Genomic DNA, 16173 nt, shown 5'->3' with positions numbered 1-16173 from the left:
CATTATGAGTTTTCTGTAGAAAACGATTATTGATTGCGAGTTACCACATTTTTCAACGCGTCCTTGGATTGGAAGCCAACCACTTTGTCGACCGGTTGTCCATCTTTGAACACGATCAACGTAGGAATGCTCATAACTCCAAAGCGCGATGCGGATTCAGGGTTGTCATCGACGTTGACTTTAGCGATTTTAACGCTATCCCCCAATTCTTTATCAAGCTCTTCCAATACAGGAGCGATCATTTTGCAAGGTCCGCACCAAGGCGCCCAGAAATCAACAAGAACCGTACCTGATCCTTCCACTTCGTTAGTGAAGGATTGGTCCGTTACATTTACGATAGCCATTGTAAGCTTTCTCCCTTCGACGGATAAAATGTTGTCAACAAGTAAAGTATACCACAAAGCACCCCATTTTCAACCGCGGCCCGCCCGTCCATCTGTTCCCATGGAACCGCAGCCTTCCGTGAACAAATTGTCCAAAAAACGTCGCACAATTGTCACTTTCACCTGCTTTACAATGAACTCTGAAGTTGGGTATACTATGATTAACTTAGTACACGCACAAGCTTGACAAACATGACTTATGCTTATCAAGCTGCCCGCTGGGCTGCCTTTAAGGAGGATATTCAAACATGAGCGATCCCAAACACCCTGAATTGCACGTAATGGAAGAACCTACCAACGACTTTCTGGATGTTGCCTCTGCTTTCGGCGCATTCTTCGGAGTTCTTCTTCTGATCGCGGTCATAGCTACGGTCATTCAAGTGATGATCCGCTAATCCGCCCGACTTGCCTTTGTTATCAAAAGTCTGTTCTGCTGCACAAGCGGGGCAGGCTTTTTTTACCGTCCACAAAAAAATCCGGCCGCACATGACAGATGAACGGCCGGAACTCGGATGCAGCTATAGGTTATGTTGACTTGCCGCGCTTGTTATACCCGTTGACCAGAATGACGTCGACGAAAGGCCGTATGCGGTCCATAATGCGGCGTCCTTTGAACTCCTCGTCGCCTTCCTTGCTCGTGAAGCTGAAATGCTGCTCCAGCGCGGTCAAATCGTGATTCGACGTAAAAAAGGTCGGCTTCCGGTTCATCCGGTAGTTCAGAATGGCTCCCATCACATGGTCCCGAAGCCAAGGATTGAGATTTTCCGCGCCGATATCGTCGAAGACGAGCAGATCCGTCTCCTTCAGCGCATCGATCGTTTCCTTCAGCTTCATCGGGTCCTGGAACATCGCCTTTAAATCCTCGGCGAAATCGGGCATATAGACGATAGCGCCGGTATAGCCGCTTTTGGCCAGCTCATGCAGCATATAGCACATCAGAAACGTCTTGCCGGTTCCGAAGCTGCCTGCCAAATACAAGCCCTGCTTCTGCAATCCCTCCTGCTTCGTCTGCAATATATAGCTGATCAATCGGTCGACGGCCTCTTCCCTGTCCGGGTCCTTATCGAAAATTTCCATTGAAGAGTAGCCCTGCGACAAGGCCCGCTCGTCGACGTAGAAGCTGCGAATGCGGCTGCGCACAACCTCCTGCGATTGCTGGGCGATAAATTTTTTGCACGACACTTTGTAATCGTACAGACGAGGCTCGCCGCCCGACGTCTCCACGTTCAGCATCGTATAATGCCCGGCGAAATCGTTCGGGCACTTGTCGAGCCCGGGGCATTCCGAGCATGTCTTATGCTCGGTTACATATTGATACAGCCGGTTCATATTGATCTTTAACGTATGATCGTCAAGAACCGGATATTTGACCCGCAGCTTTTGAATCAGCGGATCGGTCAATATTTGCCGGATTTTCTCCTCCGCCTGCCGGCGGTATTTCTGATTCGGTATAGAACGCAACACTTCGCCGAGTGATTCCATGGCAAGTTTTCCTCCTTCCCCGTCTGCGCGAGCGACTTAAATAACAGCGCTGTCCCCGGCCTCTTCCCCGGCCGTCCCGCGCTTACGGCCGCTACATCCTGGCTATTCGCGGCTTACAGCTTCCCGTCGAGCATTTGCGCCCGGCGGCGCATTGCCTCGCGCTCCTCCGCTGTGCGCCGGGTTGCCGACGCGGAGGTGTCCTCTACAATAGGCAGCTGCGGCTTCTGCTTGACCCGGGCGCCTCCCCGCTGTCCGCCTGCATTCGCGGATGCGCGGCCGCCTCTCGGAGCCGTCTTGTTCTCCTTGTATCTCGTCTGCTCGCGGATATATTGCACCGCCTGCTCGTAAGTGCCGACCTGCTTGGCCAGCATATCGGTGACGCTGAACTCGATGGACGCTTTCGACCATGAACGTTTGTTCACGTATAAATAATGAATAAGTACGTTGATAACCTCTTCGCTGAGGCCGTAGTTCAAATCGACTTTGGCCAGCGTGTCGAGCAGCCCGTCCGGCACCGTTCCTTTGGAAAAAATTTTCTCCAGCAAATACGTGTACGGCTCGTTGCGCAATATATAGTTGTACTGATGCTGATTGCATTCGCCTTGAAAAATATCCGGCACTTCGAGATAAAACTCCATCTCGACCGCCTTTTCGGCGGCGGGCGCCGGAGCGGCCGCCGTCCCGTCTTCGGCTCCTCGGCTCTGCTCGACTCTGGACAAATACCGGGCGCGATCTTCACTGCGCTTCTTATCCTGACGGAACACCAAGTTCGCCTTATGCTGCAGCAAATCGAGCGCGATCTCGCCGCCCGCGTCGAAGATGCCGTCCTCGTCGAGCAGCCGGCACATATCCGTCAAATACAAGCCGTATTTCTTCGCCACATAATTGATCTTCGCCATCTGCTCGGGCTCGTACTTCAGCCGCTCCACAAACTCGCGGTTCGCCGATCCCCGGGGAAAATGCATAATAATATCGGAATACTGGAAGCCTTTAATCACCACTTCGGGTCTTTCCGCAGGATCGGGAGCGGACGGTTCGAACAACGCCTGCTCCAGCTCGTAATCGACGACCTGCGTATTGAGCCGGAACAGCTCGTAGAACGGCACCGACAAATTTTCCGAATTCGCCTGCTTCAGATCTTCCGGCTCCGGCTGCACCAGCTCGTCCCGCAGCGAGAAGACCATATACTTGCCGACCTTATCCCGCAGCAGCAGCGTCAAATGCTGGTTTTTGAAAAACTCGCCCGGCGCCAGCGGGGCAAAGAGCGTGTATTCGTACACGTAATCGTCCGAAGCCTCGACAAACCGCCTTGTCGTCTTAAGCAGCCCGATCGCTTCCAGCTTCGAGGTCTGCTCGATAAAAAATTTGCGCCCCCGCTCCCCGCTCTCCAGCTCCAGAGCCAAAAACAGCTTCCGCTGCTGCTCCATCAGCGAACAGCCCGCCTTGTCCGCAGGCAGCTGCTGGAGCAGCGTGTAATAAAGGCTGATCGCAAACGCTCCGACCATCGGCTGATAAATGGCCGCAAGCATTTTCATATCCAGACTGCTTAACGCAAAATCGCGTATCACATAGAAACGGTGATACTCCGAAAAATGCAGCATATTCGTAATCCGCATGTACTCAAATCCCATCTTTGGTCTAACATAGTAACCTCCATTTTACCACAGAAATCGACACCTGGGCGATTGTCGGCAAAGAAAAAAACATGGCAATCCGGCCTGCGGCGATTTCCATGTTTTTCCGGTTTCCGGTATCGTGCCGGATGCATCTATTCGGCGATAATTTCCTTCACCCTGCCGACGATGCCGTCCGTCAGACGGACCTTGATGCCGTGCGGATGGCTCGGCGAATTGGTCAGTATGTCTTTGACCACTCCGTCGGTAAGCTTGCCGGTGCGCTGATCCTGCTTTTGCACGATGCGAACCTTTCGGCCGGGGACGACGTCTTTGCGAAGTTGACCGTTCATTCCATATGCCCCCTTTCTCATCCGGCGCTAGTGCAAGCGCCGCCTAGAACATTTTAAAGCCTTTCTGACGAAGCGATTTGATCGTCGAGCCGCTTAGGATCGCCCCGATCAGGCCGCCGATTGCCGGGATATAGTCGGCCAGCGAATATTCCGATAGGTTGGAGGCAAGCGAGCCCGTCTCCCATCCCCAATAAATGACAAGTCCGATAACGAGCGCGATATAACCGTAGATCGGGAACCAGGTCGTTTTCATCAGCATGTTCAAAATAAACCCGAGTCCGAAAAACAGGACGAACAAGAGTACAGTCACGATAATCAACTGCAGCAAGTCGGCCAACTCCTTTATTCATGAGCTTTAGAAGTGTGGTGAAACACGCTGACTGCGCATGCGAAAGCATCTTCCGATCGCTGTTGTTTCCGGATTTCTTGAATGGTACGCCCGTGAAACGGTTGAAATCCAGAAATAAAGGCGAGCGCTTCGCTTCTCCAGATTGCTTTCGCTTGCTTCGTTTGCTTGTTCACCGCACTTTTAGATACAGTTATGTCTATTCTATATAAATTTCGGCTCCGGGTAAAGTGAACGCTTCATGAACGTGAAAGCTTGCAAATTTATTTTTCTGCGGAAAAAAGCGGCTCCAAAATTTGCCCTTTGGGATTGATTTGGATACAATGAAACAAGTAAAAAAGCGATAACGAATTTATATACAAAGGAGTGTCTCCCATGAGCGATGTAGTAAACACACTGGAAGGCTGGTATTCGCTGCACGATTTCCGCGCCATCGATTGGAATGCATGGAAGAGCCTGACACAACAGGAAAGAAACCGCGCCGAGGACGAGCTGTACAGTCTGCTGGCTCAATATCAAAGCACCGAAGACCGGAAAGAGGGAAGTACGGCGTTCTACAGCATCGTCGGCCAGAAGGCGGACTTCATGTTCATGCATCTGCGCGAAACGCTGGAAGAATTGAACGAGCTGGAAACCGAATTCAACAAATCGATGTTCGCCCAAGTGACCGTTCCGACCTATTCCTATGTGTCCATCGTCGAGCTCGGAGGCTATATGGCCAAGCCCGGCGTCGATCCGATGCAGGACCCGGACATCTTGGCCCGCTTGAAGCCTACTTTGCCCAAAGCGAAGCATGTCTGCTTCTACCCGATGGACAAGCGCCGCGAAGGCAATGACAACTGGTATATGCTCTCTACCGAGGAGCGCCGCAACTTCATGCGTTCCCACGGGATGATCGGCCGCAGCTACGCGGGCAAAATCAAGCAGATCATCACCGGCTCCATCGGCCTTGACGATTGGGAATGGGGCGTTACGCTGTTCGCCGACGATGCGCTGCAGTTCAAAAAAATCGTCCATGAAATGCGCTTCGACGAAACGAGCGCGCGCTTCGGAGAGTTCGGCGACTTCTATGTCGGCAACCTGCTCGACCGCAACAAGATGGAAGCTATGCTCAAGCTGTAAAACCGTCTGCGGAGGAGCTCTCCCCCCGCATATAATGAGAAAAATACCTTGTTCGAGGGATGCGATCCGCCCGAGCAAGGTATTTTTTTGTGTTAAGGCAGCGGTGCAGGCGAGCCTAGCGCCCGCCCTGCCGTTTATTCGTCGTCATCGTCATCGTCGAACCGCGCGTCGCGGCTTGCTTCCGCCTTGCTGGCCAAATAAGCTTCCGTATCCCGGTCGCGCTGCCGCGACTTCTCCTTCAGCCGCTCGATCGCGGGCATGATGAGGATGTCGATTTCCTTTTGCACAGTATAGACCAGATCGTACCGCGTCTGAGATTCGAGATAATGCCCTACGTCCATCAAAGCGTTGTAACGATCCAGCTCGTCGCGCATCAGCAGTCCGCGTACTTGCACGCTGCAGTGACGCATAGATTAAAACCGGCCTTTCTTAAGTACGAGCGGAATCCCGCCGATAATATATAAGTAGCGCATATCGACGAGCTTCTTCATCACCGCAGCGGTTCCGCCCTTCAACTTGCGGGAACCGACGATGCCGATCGCTTCGCCGCGGCCGAGAGAAGCCACGGTGCCTTTGCTTTGATAGACGAAGCTCTTAAGCTGCTCGCCTCGGATCGAAGCGACCAGATTGTGCGCGCACACATCGGCCTGCTGCATCGAAATTTGCGCCGTAGGCGGGTATGGACGCCCTTCGGGGCTCATTACGATCGAACAGTCGCCCAGCACGTAGATGTTCTCGTGGCCCGGCGCCCGCAAATAGTCGTCGACCTTGATGCGTCCGCGCATCGTCTCGAAACCGGCGTCGTCAAGCATATGATTGCCGCGGATGCCCCCGGTCCACACGACCGTGGCGGCTTTGATTTCTTCTCCTGTAGCGAGCGATACGCCTTCCGGCGTGCATTCTTTGATCGCTGTCGCGATTTTGAACGTTACTCCCTTGTTTTCAAGCACTTTCATCGCGTATTCGACAAGCTCCGGATCAAAGCCCGGCAGCGCCGTCGGCGCCGCTTCGATATTATATATTTTGACAATGGAAGGATCGACGTCATGCTCCTTGCACAGCTGCGGAATCCGGTCGGCCAGCTCGCCGACGAATTCGATGCCCGTAAATCCGGCCCCGCCGACGACGAATGTCAAATAATCGGTGCGCGACGGCTCGCGTTTGAACTTCGCAAATTGATATTCGATATGCTCGCGAATGAAGCGGACGCTGTTAATGCTGCGGATGCTGAGCGCATGCTCTTTCAGTCCCGGGATGCCGAACGTCTCCGGCTCTCCGCCTAGTCCGACGACCAGATAATCGTAGGAAAGCGTCCCTTCTTCCAGAATAACCTTCTTCTCGTGAGGCCGAATCTGCACGACAGTCGATTTTACGAAATCGATCTTGAATTCGTCGATCAGCTTCAAAATATTTACCCGTGCGTTCTCCGGATTATCCGTTCCTGCCGCCGGCATGTGCAGATGGGTCGTAATGTAGTGGTAGTCATGTTTGTTAACAAGCGTTACGTCCGCTTCGTTATAATTCAATTCTTTTTGCAAACGAATAGCCGTTACGATGCCGCCGTATCCTGCTCCCAAAATGACTATTCTTGGTATTCGACTCATGGTTTAATCCCTTCCATCACGTTATTTTCTGTCTTATTGTATGATTTCACAAAACCGATTGTGAAAAATTACACAAACCGAGCCGGAATGTATTATTCTGAGATCGTTTAGGCTGGAAATAAGCAATATATCATCGTTTGTGTATCTTGAAATAGATCGGTTTTAAACAGTTCTCATGACATGATATAATGTATGAAGCCAAATAGCAAGCTTTATTTTCGTACAAAAAGAGCGAAACAAACCCAGGCGGCACAAGGTACGGCGGGAATTCTCCGGTTTACTGACAATTGGTCGCAGGCAGCCTTGGATGAGGATTTCTCGCTAGCGCTTACGTCATTTGAAGGGCAGAACCAATCCCCCAAAAGTGACGTGATGCTCTGAAGCTTATTCCGTCCGCATCCAGCTTCAGCTGGATCGGCGTATAACCCTTCCTCCGGGATCGTTCTATGGGTAGACTTTACTTTCGGGGGAGCACACGGATTTCCACAGGATATGGCTGCACATAAATTTCCTAAACGAAAAAAAAAGGAGGCAGGTCAACTGACCTGTACCTCTCCGTTATAGTATTCCAAATTAATTTTACGGCGTCTAATCTCTGCCAGCAGCAATTCGAGAAATTCTTCTTCCAGTTTCAAATTCAGCGCTTTGAAGTACGAATCGATTAAAATTTCATTGCTCATCAATCTCATACAATCACCTTACTTCGTTAATGTAAAATTATATTACCACGCCCCCATAATTAGAACAAGTGTTCCGTTATCCACAAGCTTTTGTGTATATCCTGTTAGCACATTGTTAATAAGTGTAAAATAAGGGGTAAACATGGGCTGTATAATGTGGACAGATTTATACACAAGCTATCTCCCGTTTTTTCGATAAAAATATATGATCATAAAATAAATACGGCAGCCTCTCCTTTATCGGATAGACTGCCGTGCCTAATATTGACGTAAAAGTGAGTCGAAATACGACGGCTGCCCCGAAACGATATCCAGGGGCAACAGGGAATCTTCTACATTCCCGCTTCCGTTAGCTCGTTTTCCTTGTACACCGGTCTTCCCGGCCGCCGCTTCGGTATTAGGCGGTCTCCGACTCCGCAGCATCGGCGGGCGGACTGATTCTCAGCTTGCGCTTCTGCATCGATTTAAACTCCAATTGCGGTTCATACACGATATGAGGATCGCTGACATCCCGCGAGTCATTCCAGTAGCACTGCACGCTCTTCCCCGGTTCGGCGCCCCGGAACATTTTGCAGCCCTGACAATACGTCTTCAACTGGGCGTCATCCAGCGAAACCACCTTGTTGCGCAAGCAGCAGTACACATTCCCCGCCGCGTTCGCGTAATTCATATGATCAACAAATGCCATATTGCATCATCCCTATTCACGTTGGATTTTCTCATAGTTTTCTAAGAGTACTATGCATTATATAAGAAAGCTTTTAAAAAGACGCTCGAAATTTGCAGCCGCTCCAAAAAATTTTCCGCCTATCTTCCGCTCGATTTCTGTAGGTTCTTATCGTCTTATGGCTGCTTGGCGCAGCGAAAGCTTGAACGAATAAGAAATAACCTCCCAAAACCGAGAGAAGCGTCAGCTTTGAAAGGTTATACCCTACTTTATCTCACTTTTAACCCGAAGGCAATTGTCAAATGTATTCCAAGCCAGGAAATGCCCTCCTTAATGTCACCGCCATCACAGTAATCCTTTAGCATACGTTCCCTGCCTAAAACAAAAACCTCCTCACCGGTTCGATGCGATATCAACCGTTAAGGAGGCTTGATTAACAATCTATAAGCGTGCAAATTAGGTGCTCAAACGCCGATACTCCGCGTTACGCTTCGACCTTATCGTCGCATTTCTCTGGAGCGCCTTCTTCGTCCTTCACTTTGAAGGAAGAACCGCAGCCGCAGGAAGCTACCGCATTCGGATTATCGATGGTGAAGCCCCCGCCCATGCCGGAGTCTTTGTAGTCGATTTCGATTCCGTACAAATATTTGGCCGAATCCGCGTCTACGACGACCTTCAAGCCGTTCATTTCGAAGGTTTTGTCGTCCTCCGCTTCCTTATCGTCGAAACCCATGCCGTAGGAAAATCCGCTGCATCCTCCCGCTTTCACGCCGAGGCGCAGGAACAATCCAGGAGTTCCTTCGTTATCCAGCAGTTCTTTAATTTTATCGCTTGCCGATTCGCTGATTTTAATCATCGTATTACCCTCCCTTACGGAATATATAGTCAGCGCCCTCCCTCATGCGGAAGGCCATGAAAGACGCACTCGCCTTGCCAAGAAACATGCCCCGGAAGCTCATAAAGCTTCTACTTCTACAGTATACTCCTATTAAGGTTTCACCTCAAGGACTTCTATCCCTTCCGCGCGTCAATTTGCCTGCCCGAAGAAGCCTTGACTCCATTTTGTCCAACTGTGTATTGCCCCGCCTTCATATGAGGTTTATAATAGATAATATTGTTTAGTATCTTCCTGCTATAAACATCCAATTTGTCCGGTTGTTTGCCGGCTGGCGAATGCGCATGTGCAACCTTTCACAACCTAGAATCCGCTTTTGACCATAGCTATGTCCACGAAGCATTTCAGGGCATTTTTTTCGCTTGCGCCCATGGCGCGCGTATTATTTCGAAAACGCTGGTTTCATGCGTGCCAGACACGTATTTTTTTCCTATATTATATCGATTATACGGAGGTGGCTTTATGAGCATCGTAATCACCAATCCCGATCAGCGGATGGCCGAAATTGCAGAAAAAGTAAAGCATGGAGAAAGATTATCCCTGGAAGACGGGGTGTTCCTCTACCAATCGGAGGATTTGCTAACCATTGGTCAATTAGCAAATGAAGTGAACCTGCGAAAAAACGGTAAAAAGGTCTATTTCATCGACAATATGAGCCTTTATTTTACCAATGTGTGCGAGGCTCACTGTGCGTTTTGTCATTTCCGCCGCGACGAAGGCGAGGAAGGAGCCTACACGTTAAGCCCGGAAGAGATGTTCGAATTTATCGACGCTCATATCCAGCCCGGCTTGCGCGAATTTCATATCGCCCAGGGCCATAATCCGCATGTGCCGTTCGAATATTATGTCGATTCGATCCGCAAGCTGAAGGAGCGTTATCCTCATGTGACGATCAAAGCGCATACCGCGGCGGAGATCGAGTTTTATTCGCGCATCAGTGGGTTAAGCTATAAAGAGGTTCTGCAAACGCTGATGGACGCCGGCCTGGAGACGCTGACGGGCGGCGGCGCGGAAATATTGTCCGAGCGTTACCGCAAAAAAATGGGCGTCGGCAAAGCGACTACCGACCAATGGCTGCAGGTGCAGCGGGACGCTCACTCCCTCGGCCTCAAGACGCATGCCACGATGCTGTACGGCTCGATCGAAACGCTGGAGGAGCGCATTCAGCATATGATCCTGCTGCGGGAGCTGCAGGACGAGACGAACGGCTTTATGGTGTTTATTCCGAACTCCGTGCAGCCTGCCAGCGTCAACGCCGGCATCAAGCGCCGCGTATCGGCCTTCGACAATCTCAAAACGCTCGCGATCAGCCGTTTGATGGTCGACAATATTCAGCACATTAAAGCCTACTTCATTAATCTGGGAACCCAGCTGACGCAAATCGCTCTTACCTTCGGAGCCTCCGACGTCCACGGAACGATTGTCAAGGAACGCATCAGCCATGCCGCCGGCGCTCTGTCCCCGGACAGCATGACGCGCGACGAGCTGGTCTGGCTTGTGAGGGGAGCCGGGCGCATTCCGGTTGAACGCGATACGTTCTATAACGAAATCAAAGTATACTGATTCCACTTGCCTGCCATGGTGTGCGCATAACAGAAAGGGTTAATGACTGATGAAGAAAATGGTTATTTTGGGCGGAGGGTATGGCGGACTTACCGTCGCTACCGAGCTGCTGGAAAAAGATTTGCCGTCGGATACGGTGCTTGTGCTGATTGACCGCATGCCTTATCAAGGGCTGAAAACCGAATATTACGCTCTGGCTGCCGGCACGATATCCGACCAGGACATCCGCGTCCAATTCCCTGTCGATCCCAGGCTCATCCTGAAATACGGCGAAGTGACGGGCGTCGATCTGGAGCAGAAGCTGATTTTGTTCGAAAACGACGAACCGCTCTCGTACGATTGGCTCGTTATCGGACTCGGCTGCGTCGATAAATATCATAACATCGAGGGAGCCCAGCAGTTTTCTCAAAGCATTCAGACGATGTCCTCGACGCGCAAAACGTATCAAGCGGTCAACGATATCGCCCCTTACGGGCAAGTCACGATCGTCGGCGGCGGTTTGAGCGGCGTCGAGATGGCGGCGGAGCTGCGGGAGAGCCGCGCGGATTTGAATATCCGCATTCTGGACCGCGGGGGCAGCGTATTGTCCGCGTTCCCGGAAAAACTGCAAAGATTCGTGCGGGATTGGATGATGGAGCATGATATCGAAATGCGGTCGCATGTTGGTCTTACCCGTCTCGAAGGGGGCATTTTGCATAATCAGCAGGAGCTCATCTATACGGACGTAACCATCTGGACAGCCGGCATTCAACCTAGCCCGATCGTGCAAAAACTGCAGCTGCCCAAAGATAGCCAGGGGCGGATTATTATTAACGAATACCATCAGATCCACGATTACCCCGAGGTGTACGTGATCGGCGACTGTGCGTCGCTGCCGCTCTCTCCGAGCGCTCAGGCGGCGCAAGGCCAGGGAAAACAAATCGCGGACGTGCTTCGCGCCGTATGGAGAAACGAAACCCCTCGGCTCGGCAAAATCAAGCTCAAAGGGGTTCTCGGATCGCTCGGCAAAAAATCCGGCTTTGCTCTGCTCGGCAAACGCCCGATGACAGGCATCGTGCCAAGAGCCATCAAGAGCGGCGTGCTGTGGAGATCGAAGCGGCATTTCGGATAAAGCCTTATGGCTCACTCAAAGAGATCGAACATCGCTTCGATCTCTTTAATTTTTTGCTCTACCTGCTGCTCCAGCTCTTCCGCGCTGGCTGCGGCGACAATCTCTCCGTTGACCAAAGCGAACGGAAACAGATAGCATTCTCCGCAGTTGCCAAGACAGCCGTATTCGATGACATCGTATTCGGGATTGTTCTCGAGCTTTTTCATGAGCTGATCCGTTCCGTGGTGCATATTATTCGTGCAAAATTCGATGATGGGTCTCATGATTTCATCAACCGCCTTGTTAACCATTTTAATTTTGAACCCGATGTAATATAATATAGAAATAGAAAGGAGTTGAACCAAATGAGTGAAAATGCACAAAGCACCATGTACGATGAAGTGCTGGAAGTTTTAGATAAGCTGCGTCCGTTCTTGCAGCGCGACGGCGGCGACGTCGAACTGGTCGATGTTGAGGACGGCATCGTCAAGCTGAAGCTGATGGGTGCCTGCGGCAGCTGCCCGAGCTCGACGATTACGCTGAAAGCCGGTATTGAACGCGCTTTGCTCGAAGAGGTTGAAGGCGTTCAAGAGGTTGTCCAAGTATTCTAATTCCGTCTTTTTCCAAAGATGAACCGAAGGCCTGCGCGCTCTATGCGCCGGGTCTTTTTTTTCGTTTAGTTCGCTCCCGGAGCGTGCGCCCCGACAATCGTACGGATCGGGTCCAAGCCGCCGGATACATCCATCATGTTGCCGGTAATAAAATCGGAACGCTCCTCGCACAAAAAAGCGATCACCCTGGCAATATCTTCTCCAGCGCCAGGGCGGCCGCGCGGCGACTCTTCGTCAACCTCATGCTCCACTTCCGCAATCGTCTTCTCTTTATTGGCTCCGCGAATATCCCCGGGACAGATCATATTGACCGTAATGCCGTTCGCCGCTTCCTCCACCGCCAGCGTTTTGGTGAACGAAACGAGCCCGACCTTGGCGGCTGCGTATACGGCCCGGTGCGGCCAGCCTCTCGCCTCGGCGGCATGTCCGAAACCGAAATGGACAATTCTGCCCCAGCGGTTTCTTCTCATCAGCGGCAGCACCAGATGATCGAGCTGCATAACCCCGAGCAGGTTGCCGTTCACTAAATATTCGATCTCCCGCAGCTCATACTCCGCGAATAACCTGCGTTCCCTAATGAACGGACCCGCATTGTTAATTAATATATCGATGCCTCCCAGCTCTGAGACGGCTTGTTCCACAAGCTCCTTCATTTGGCCGAAATCCGCCACGTCGCCGCGGATCGCCAAACAGCGAACTCCCTTGGCCTCTATGTGCGCTTTAAGCTCTTGAGCTTCCCGATCGCTGTTGACGTAATTAATGACAATGTCACAGCCGGCATCGGCCAGCGACAGCGCCGTCATTTTGCCCAGTCCTTTGGCGCTTCCCGTAATGAGTGCGACCTTCCGCTGTTTCTTCATTCCCGTGTCCGCCCTCCCCTAAATTTTCCCCACGCCAATGTATATGTTAGGTGAGCAATTGAATATGCCCGCGGCTCTGGCTCTTATGGACTGGTTGCCATAAGTATAAAATAACCGCGCGGCCTGTTCAACCTATTTTGAGCTAGGGTGGGGATATTGGCCGGAAGATTCGGACAAATCGTAAATATAGGAGAAGGCTTGCCGCACCGCTTGATAGGTCATATCGCAGCCGTGCTCCAGGTCGGCCAAATGCTGCTTGATGTCCTCCGCTTTGATGCGCAGCTCGGCCCCCTGATGCTCCTCCGCCGCCTGAAGCAGGTCATCGAGCAGGTCAGCGTTGATCGTATGGATTTCGAGATTTCTTTGCTTCCGCAAACGTTCTACCGGTTCCTTATACCGCTCCTTCAGACTGTAGAGCAGCTCTTCGAGCTCGATATACAAACGGTTTTCATGCATGTTCCGCAGCACGGTGAAGTACGAAAAGCGGGACTTGATCTCCTCCGTTTTGAGCCGAAACCGCTCGTTCATAAACTGCCCGAGCTTATCCAGAATGGCGAACATCCGGATGATCGTATTTTTATAGAAATAAAGATGGCGATGATAGTGATCCAGCTCATCCTGATCCATCTCGTCGACATAGACGGACGATACCAGGCTGCCGCACCGTTTGGCCGCATAATGGCTCTGCTCCAGCTCGTCGAGCGAACGGAGGAAGCTGCCGCTCCAGATCAAGTACCGCCGCTCTTGCAAATTCCGCTCGCCGGCAGGCAGCGAACGCAGCAGCCGAACGTACCGCTCGATCGCTTCGTTCGCCGCCTTGATCTCTCCCGTATCTTCGCGGCGCGGTTCATTGAATAGCGTCCTTAGGATGTTGACGCACCTCCCGTTAAACATTTAACAATACGATTGTGTTTATACAAAAATGTACACTTGTTCGCCCGCTTGGATCTTTGCTCATAGTACTTGTAAGTATGCCCAGCAAGGCGGCTGGCTACTTCTCAAGCTTGTAATCCGGGCTTTCTCCATGTATGCGAAAAAACCGGCACATAAGGCAGCCTGACGCTGCGCCGTGCCGGTTGATATGAGAAAACGTTAGCGACGATCCGCTTCGCGCGCCGTGCCTTAAGTAAAATACGAGCTCCAGCGCTGGTCGACGAGCTTCACAATATCTTCGCGGGGAATCAGCTCGTCCGGGTAGCCCGGCTTCATTCTCGCGTCGATAACGATCGGCAAATCATAGGCCAGATGGTGGCCCTGGACATGAGTTCGGGCATAGATGTCGCTCGCCGGGTTAAAACGGGTAAACACCGTCCACAGGAACGCCGTCTGATCGCTTGCGGCGGCGGATGCGTCGTCGACGAGCACGACGAGCGGCCATGCGCTCAGCTTATCGCCGGAGGCGGCGATGCGTCCGGCAAGCTCCGGCTCCTTCTCGTACGAAGCGCCGGAGATCAGCAGGCAGCCGCGGCAGTAGACGGCGGCATCCTCGATCTCGGGGATGACTCCGCCCTCGTAGCTGCCCGGAAGCTCGCGCACCGGCTCGCCTACGCCGAGCATCAGCGCCTTGCTGCCGTGGTTGAGCCGCCCGCCCGTATAATCGAGCGTATCATGGGATGTATTGTTGAATATGAACAGGTCGCGGTACGGGTCGAACCGCTCCAGCACCGCTTCCAGCAGCCGGTCGAAGCGGTCGAGCGGAACGGCCTGATCGGTGACGATCAGGAACTTGGTCAGCGTCAGCTGGCCTTCGCCGAGAATCCGGAACGCGGTGCCCAGCGCTTCGCGGCTGTAGCTCTCGCGCACGACCGCGGCCGCCAGCGAGTGAAACCCGGTCTCGGCATACGTCCACAGCTCCTTCACGCCCGGCATCGCCATAGGGAATGCCGGAGACAACAGACGCTGTAAAAATTCGCCGAGATAGTAATCCTCCTGACGCGGCTTGCCGACAATCGTGGCCGGATAGATCGCGTCCTTGCGATGCCACACATGATCGACGTTGAACACGGGGAAATCATGGGTGAGCGAATAGTAGCCGTAATGGTCGCCGAACGGCCCTTCAGGTCTTCTCACATGCGGCGGAACCGAGCCGCAGAAGGCGAATTCGGCTTCGGCGACGAGACGGTGGCCGCCGTGCGGGTTGTCCGCCATCGGGAGCTTCTGCCCGAGGATCAGCGATGTGAGCATCAGCTCAGGCAGATGCTCCGGCACCGGCGCGATCGCCGATGCGATCAGAGCCGGCGGGCCGCCCAGGAACACCGTGACGGGAAGCGCGCGGTTTCGCTGCTCGGCTTCGTAGTGATGGAAGCCGCCGCCCTTATGTATTTGCCAATGCATCCCCGTCGTGCGGTCGTCATACACCTGCATGCGGTACATGCCGAGATTATGATGCCCGCCGTCCGGATGCTCCGTATAGACGAGCGGCAGCGTGAAGAACGGGCCGCCGTCCTCCTGCCAGCAGGTCAGCACGGGCAAGCCGGCCAGCGGAGCATCCTTGCGGCACTGCTGCATCACCGGCGCCGCGGACGCAGGTACGGTCTTGGTGCCGACCTTCATTAAATCCATGATGAGTCCGCGCTCGTTCCACAGCGCTTTCGGCGTCGGAGGCATCAGCGTATTCGTCGCGCCGATAATCTGCTTCATGAACTGCTCCGGCTTCGGTCCGAAGGCGAGATCGACTCTGCGGCTGGTGCCGAACAAGTTCGTCACGACGGGAAACGAACCGCCTTTGACATTCGTAAAAAGCAGAGCTGGGCCTTCCTCGTCGATGACCCGGCGATGGATTTCCGCCAGTTCCAGATTCGGATCGACGGGCGCGGAGATTTCAACCAATTGATTTTCCTTGCGGAGCGCATCCAAAAACTGACGCAAATTCGTATAAACCATATCGTTAATCTTCCCCTTTAT

At 52.7% G+C, this 16173-nt stretch carries 19 protein-coding genes; 5 read left to right on the top strand and 14 right to left on the bottom strand.

Annotation, left to right across the window (positions count from 1 at the left end; all coding sequences use genetic code 11):
* Nucleotides 1-26 precede the first annotated feature (26 nt).
* Entirely contained in the window at nucleotides 27-344 is a 318-nt protein-coding gene (gene trxA / locus SK3146_RS27655; protein ID WP_249861795.1) for a thioredoxin, read from the bottom strand.
* A 287-nt stretch (nucleotides 345-631) separates the two neighbouring features.
* Here trxA and SK3146_RS27650 point away from each other — a divergent pair, with 287 nt between their 5' ends.
* Nucleotides 632-778 carry a YqzM family protein gene (locus SK3146_RS27650; RefSeq protein WP_249861794.1) on the top strand — a complete coding sequence of 49 codons (147 nt, stop codon included), beginning with the start codon at nucleotides 632-634 and terminating at the stop codon, nucleotides 776-778.
* Between the two features lie 130 nt (nucleotides 779-908).
* On the opposite strand, the gene dnaI is transcribed toward SK3146_RS27650, so the two are convergent.
* From dnaI to SK3146_RS27630, 4 genes are all read right to left on the bottom strand, one after another.
* Entirely contained in the window at nucleotides 909-1865 is a 957-nt protein-coding gene (gene dnaI, locus SK3146_RS27645; protein ID WP_249861793.1) for a primosomal protein DnaI, read from the bottom strand.
* Nucleotides 1866-1978: 113 nt separating this feature from the next.
* The gene (locus SK3146_RS27640) at nucleotides 1979-3481 is read right to left on the bottom strand and encodes a replication initiation and membrane attachment family protein (RefSeq protein WP_259617573.1); all 1503 of its coding nucleotides are present in this window, start codon (nucleotides 3479-3481) and stop codon (nucleotides 1979-1981) included.
* A 152-nt stretch (nucleotides 3482-3633) separates the two neighbouring features.
* Nucleotides 3634-3831, bottom strand: coding sequence for a YwbE family protein (locus SK3146_RS27635; protein WP_249861791.1), 198 nt, complete (start codon nucleotides 3829-3831; stop codon nucleotides 3634-3636).
* Nucleotides 3832-3874: 43 nt separating this feature from the next.
* A complete protein-coding gene (locus SK3146_RS27630; protein ID WP_249861790.1) occupies nucleotides 3875-4159 on the bottom strand; it encodes a YuiB family protein in 285 nt (94 codons plus the stop codon).
* Nucleotides 4160-4552: 393 nt separating this feature from the next.
* Here SK3146_RS27630 and hemQ point away from each other — a divergent pair, with 393 nt between their 5' ends.
* The gene (gene hemQ / locus SK3146_RS27625) at nucleotides 4553-5299 is read left to right on the top strand and encodes a hydrogen peroxide-dependent heme synthase (protein ID WP_249861789.1); all 747 of its coding nucleotides are present in this window, start codon (nucleotides 4553-4555) and stop codon (nucleotides 5297-5299) included.
* Nucleotides 5300-5433: 134 nt separating this feature from the next.
* Here hemQ and SK3146_RS27620 read toward each other — a convergent pair whose 3' ends face one another.
* The 5 genes from SK3146_RS27620 to erpA form a co-directional block, all read right to left on the bottom strand.
* Nucleotides 5434-5709 carry a hypothetical protein gene (locus tag SK3146_RS27620; protein WP_249861788.1) on the bottom strand — a complete coding sequence of 92 codons (276 nt, stop codon included), beginning with the start codon at nucleotides 5707-5709 and terminating at the stop codon, nucleotides 5434-5436.
* Nucleotides 5710-5712: 3 nt separating this feature from the next.
* Nucleotides 5713-6903, bottom strand: a complete 1191-nt coding sequence (locus tag SK3146_RS27615) for an NAD(P)/FAD-dependent oxidoreductase (RefSeq protein ID WP_249861787.1) — start codon at nucleotides 6901-6903, stop codon at nucleotides 5713-5715.
* A gap of 536 nt (nucleotides 6904-7439) precedes the next feature.
* Nucleotides 7440-7583, bottom strand: a complete 144-nt coding sequence (gene sda / locus SK3146_RS27610; RefSeq protein WP_375295461.1) for a sporulation histidine kinase inhibitor Sda — start codon at nucleotides 7581-7583, stop codon at nucleotides 7440-7442.
* Between the two features lie 397 nt (nucleotides 7584-7980).
* Nucleotides 7981-8271 carry a hypothetical protein gene (locus tag SK3146_RS27605; protein ID WP_249861785.1) on the bottom strand — a complete coding sequence of 97 codons (291 nt, stop codon included), beginning with the start codon at nucleotides 8269-8271 and terminating at the stop codon, nucleotides 7981-7983.
* Between the two features lie 463 nt (nucleotides 8272-8734).
* Entirely contained in the window at nucleotides 8735-9106 is a 372-nt protein-coding gene (gene erpA, locus SK3146_RS27600) for an iron-sulfur cluster insertion protein ErpA (protein WP_249861784.1), read from the bottom strand.
* Between the two features lie 501 nt (nucleotides 9107-9607).
* Here erpA and mqnE point away from each other — a divergent pair.
* Together mqnE and SK3146_RS27590 are read left to right on the top strand one after the other, a co-directional pair.
* The gene (gene mqnE / locus SK3146_RS27595) at nucleotides 9608-10708 is read left to right on the top strand and encodes an aminofutalosine synthase MqnE (protein WP_249861783.1); all 1101 of its coding nucleotides are present in this window, start codon (nucleotides 9608-9610) and stop codon (nucleotides 10706-10708) included.
* A gap of 49 nt (nucleotides 10709-10757) precedes the next feature.
* Complete coding sequence (locus SK3146_RS27590) at nucleotides 10758-11819, top strand: NAD(P)/FAD-dependent oxidoreductase (protein WP_249861782.1); 1062 nt, start codon at nucleotides 10758-10760, stop codon at nucleotides 11817-11819.
* A gap of 11 nt (nucleotides 11820-11830) precedes the next feature.
* Here SK3146_RS27590 and SK3146_RS27585 read toward each other — a convergent pair whose 3' ends face one another.
* Nucleotides 11831-12082: a YuzB family protein gene (locus SK3146_RS27585; RefSeq protein ID WP_249861781.1), complete on the bottom strand. Its 252-nt coding sequence runs from the start codon at nucleotides 12080-12082 to the stop codon at nucleotides 11831-11833.
* Between the two features lie 81 nt (nucleotides 12083-12163).
* On the opposite strand from SK3146_RS27585, the gene SK3146_RS27580 reads away from it, so the two are divergent.
* The gene (locus SK3146_RS27580) at nucleotides 12164-12409 is read left to right on the top strand and encodes a NifU family protein (RefSeq protein ID WP_028547362.1); all 246 of its coding nucleotides are present in this window, start codon (nucleotides 12164-12166) and stop codon (nucleotides 12407-12409) included.
* A gap of 65 nt (nucleotides 12410-12474) precedes the next feature.
* On the opposite strand, the gene SK3146_RS27575 is transcribed toward SK3146_RS27580, so the two are convergent.
* The 3 genes from SK3146_RS27575 to SK3146_RS27565 all read right to left on the bottom strand — a co-directional run bounded on the left by SK3146_RS27575 (nucleotide 12475) and on the right by SK3146_RS27565 (nucleotide 16152).
* Nucleotides 12475-13269: an SDR family oxidoreductase gene (locus tag SK3146_RS27575; RefSeq protein WP_249861780.1), complete on the bottom strand. Its 795-nt coding sequence runs from the start codon at nucleotides 13267-13269 to the stop codon at nucleotides 12475-12477.
* A gap of 132 nt (nucleotides 13270-13401) precedes the next feature.
* Nucleotides 13402-14163, bottom strand: coding sequence for a Cthe_2314 family HEPN domain-containing protein (locus tag SK3146_RS27570; protein WP_249861779.1), 762 nt, complete (start codon nucleotides 14161-14163; stop codon nucleotides 13402-13404).
* A 228-nt stretch (nucleotides 14164-14391) separates the two neighbouring features.
* On the bottom strand, nucleotides 14392-16152 hold the full coding sequence (locus tag SK3146_RS27565) for a UbiD family decarboxylase (RefSeq protein ID WP_249861778.1): 1761 nt from the start codon (nucleotides 16150-16152) through the stop codon (nucleotides 14392-14394).
* Nucleotides 16153-16173: the final 21 nt, after the last annotated feature.

This window comes from Paenibacillus konkukensis (assembly GCF_023523925.1).
Taxonomy (GTDB): domain Bacteria; phylum Bacillota; class Bacilli; order Paenibacillales; family NBRC-103111; genus Paenibacillus_S; species Paenibacillus_S doosanensis.
This window is presented reverse-complemented; position numbering and strand designations above follow the sequence as displayed.

What these genes read in the sequence shown, in the direction of transcription:
- trxA (WP_249861795.1), bottom strand. Translation starts at nt 344, where the DNA reads ATGGCTATCGTAAATGTAACGGACCAATCCTTCACTAACGAAGTGGAA.
- SK3146_RS27650 (WP_249861794.1), top strand. Translation starts at nt 632, where the DNA reads ATGAGCGATCCCAAACACCCTGAATTGCACGTAATGGAAGAACCTACC.
- dnaI (WP_249861793.1), bottom strand. Translation starts at nt 1,865, where the DNA reads ATGGAATCACTCGGCGAAGTGTTGCGTTCTATACCGAATCAGAAATAC.
- SK3146_RS27640 (WP_259617573.1), bottom strand. Translation starts at nt 3,481, where the DNA reads ATGCGGATTACGAATATGCTGCATTTTTCGGAGTATCACCGTTTCTAT.
- SK3146_RS27635 (WP_249861791.1), bottom strand. Translation starts at nt 3,831, where the DNA reads ATGAACGGTCAACTTCGCAAAGACGTCGTCCCCGGCCGAAAGGTTCGC.
- hemQ (WP_249861789.1), top strand. Translation starts at nt 4,553, where the DNA reads ATGAGCGATGTAGTAAACACACTGGAAGGCTGGTATTCGCTGCACGAT.
- SK3146_RS27620 (WP_249861788.1), bottom strand. Translation starts at nt 5,709, where the DNA reads ATGCGTCACTGCAGCGTGCAAGTACGCGGACTGCTGATGCGCGACGAG.
- SK3146_RS27615 (WP_249861787.1), bottom strand. Translation starts at nt 6,903, where the DNA reads ATGAGTCGAATACCAAGAATAGTCATTTTGGGAGCAGGATACGGCGGC.
- sda (WP_375295461.1), bottom strand. Translation starts at nt 7,583, where the DNA reads ATGAGCAATGAAATTTTAATCGATTCGTACTTCAAAGCGCTGAATTTG.
- SK3146_RS27605 (WP_249861785.1), bottom strand. Translation starts at nt 8,271, where the DNA reads ATGGCATTTGTTGATCATATGAATTACGCGAACGCGGCGGGGAATGTG.
- erpA (WP_249861784.1), bottom strand. Translation starts at nt 9,106, where the DNA reads ATGATTAAAATCAGCGAATCGGCAAGCGATAAAATTAAAGAACTGCTG.
- mqnE (WP_249861783.1), top strand. Translation starts at nt 9,608, where the DNA reads ATGAGCATCGTAATCACCAATCCCGATCAGCGGATGGCCGAAATTGCA.
- SK3146_RS27590 (WP_249861782.1), top strand. Translation starts at nt 10,758, where the DNA reads ATGAAGAAAATGGTTATTTTGGGCGGAGGGTATGGCGGACTTACCGTC.
- SK3146_RS27585 (WP_249861781.1), bottom strand. Translation starts at nt 12,082, where the DNA reads ATGAGACCCATCATCGAATTTTGCACGAATAATATGCACCACGGAACG.
- SK3146_RS27580 (WP_028547362.1), top strand. Translation starts at nt 12,164, where the DNA reads ATGAGTGAAAATGCACAAAGCACCATGTACGATGAAGTGCTGGAAGTT.
- SK3146_RS27575 (WP_249861780.1), bottom strand. Translation starts at nt 13,269, where the DNA reads ATGAAGAAACAGCGGAAGGTCGCACTCATTACGGGAAGCGCCAAAGGA.
- SK3146_RS27570 (WP_249861779.1), bottom strand. Translation starts at nt 14,163, where the DNA reads ATGTTTAACGGGAGGTGCGTCAACATCCTAAGGACGCTATTCAATGAA.
- SK3146_RS27565 (WP_249861778.1), bottom strand. Translation starts at nt 16,152, where the DNA reads ATGGTTTATACGAATTTGCGTCAGTTTTTGGATGCGCTCCGCAAGGAA.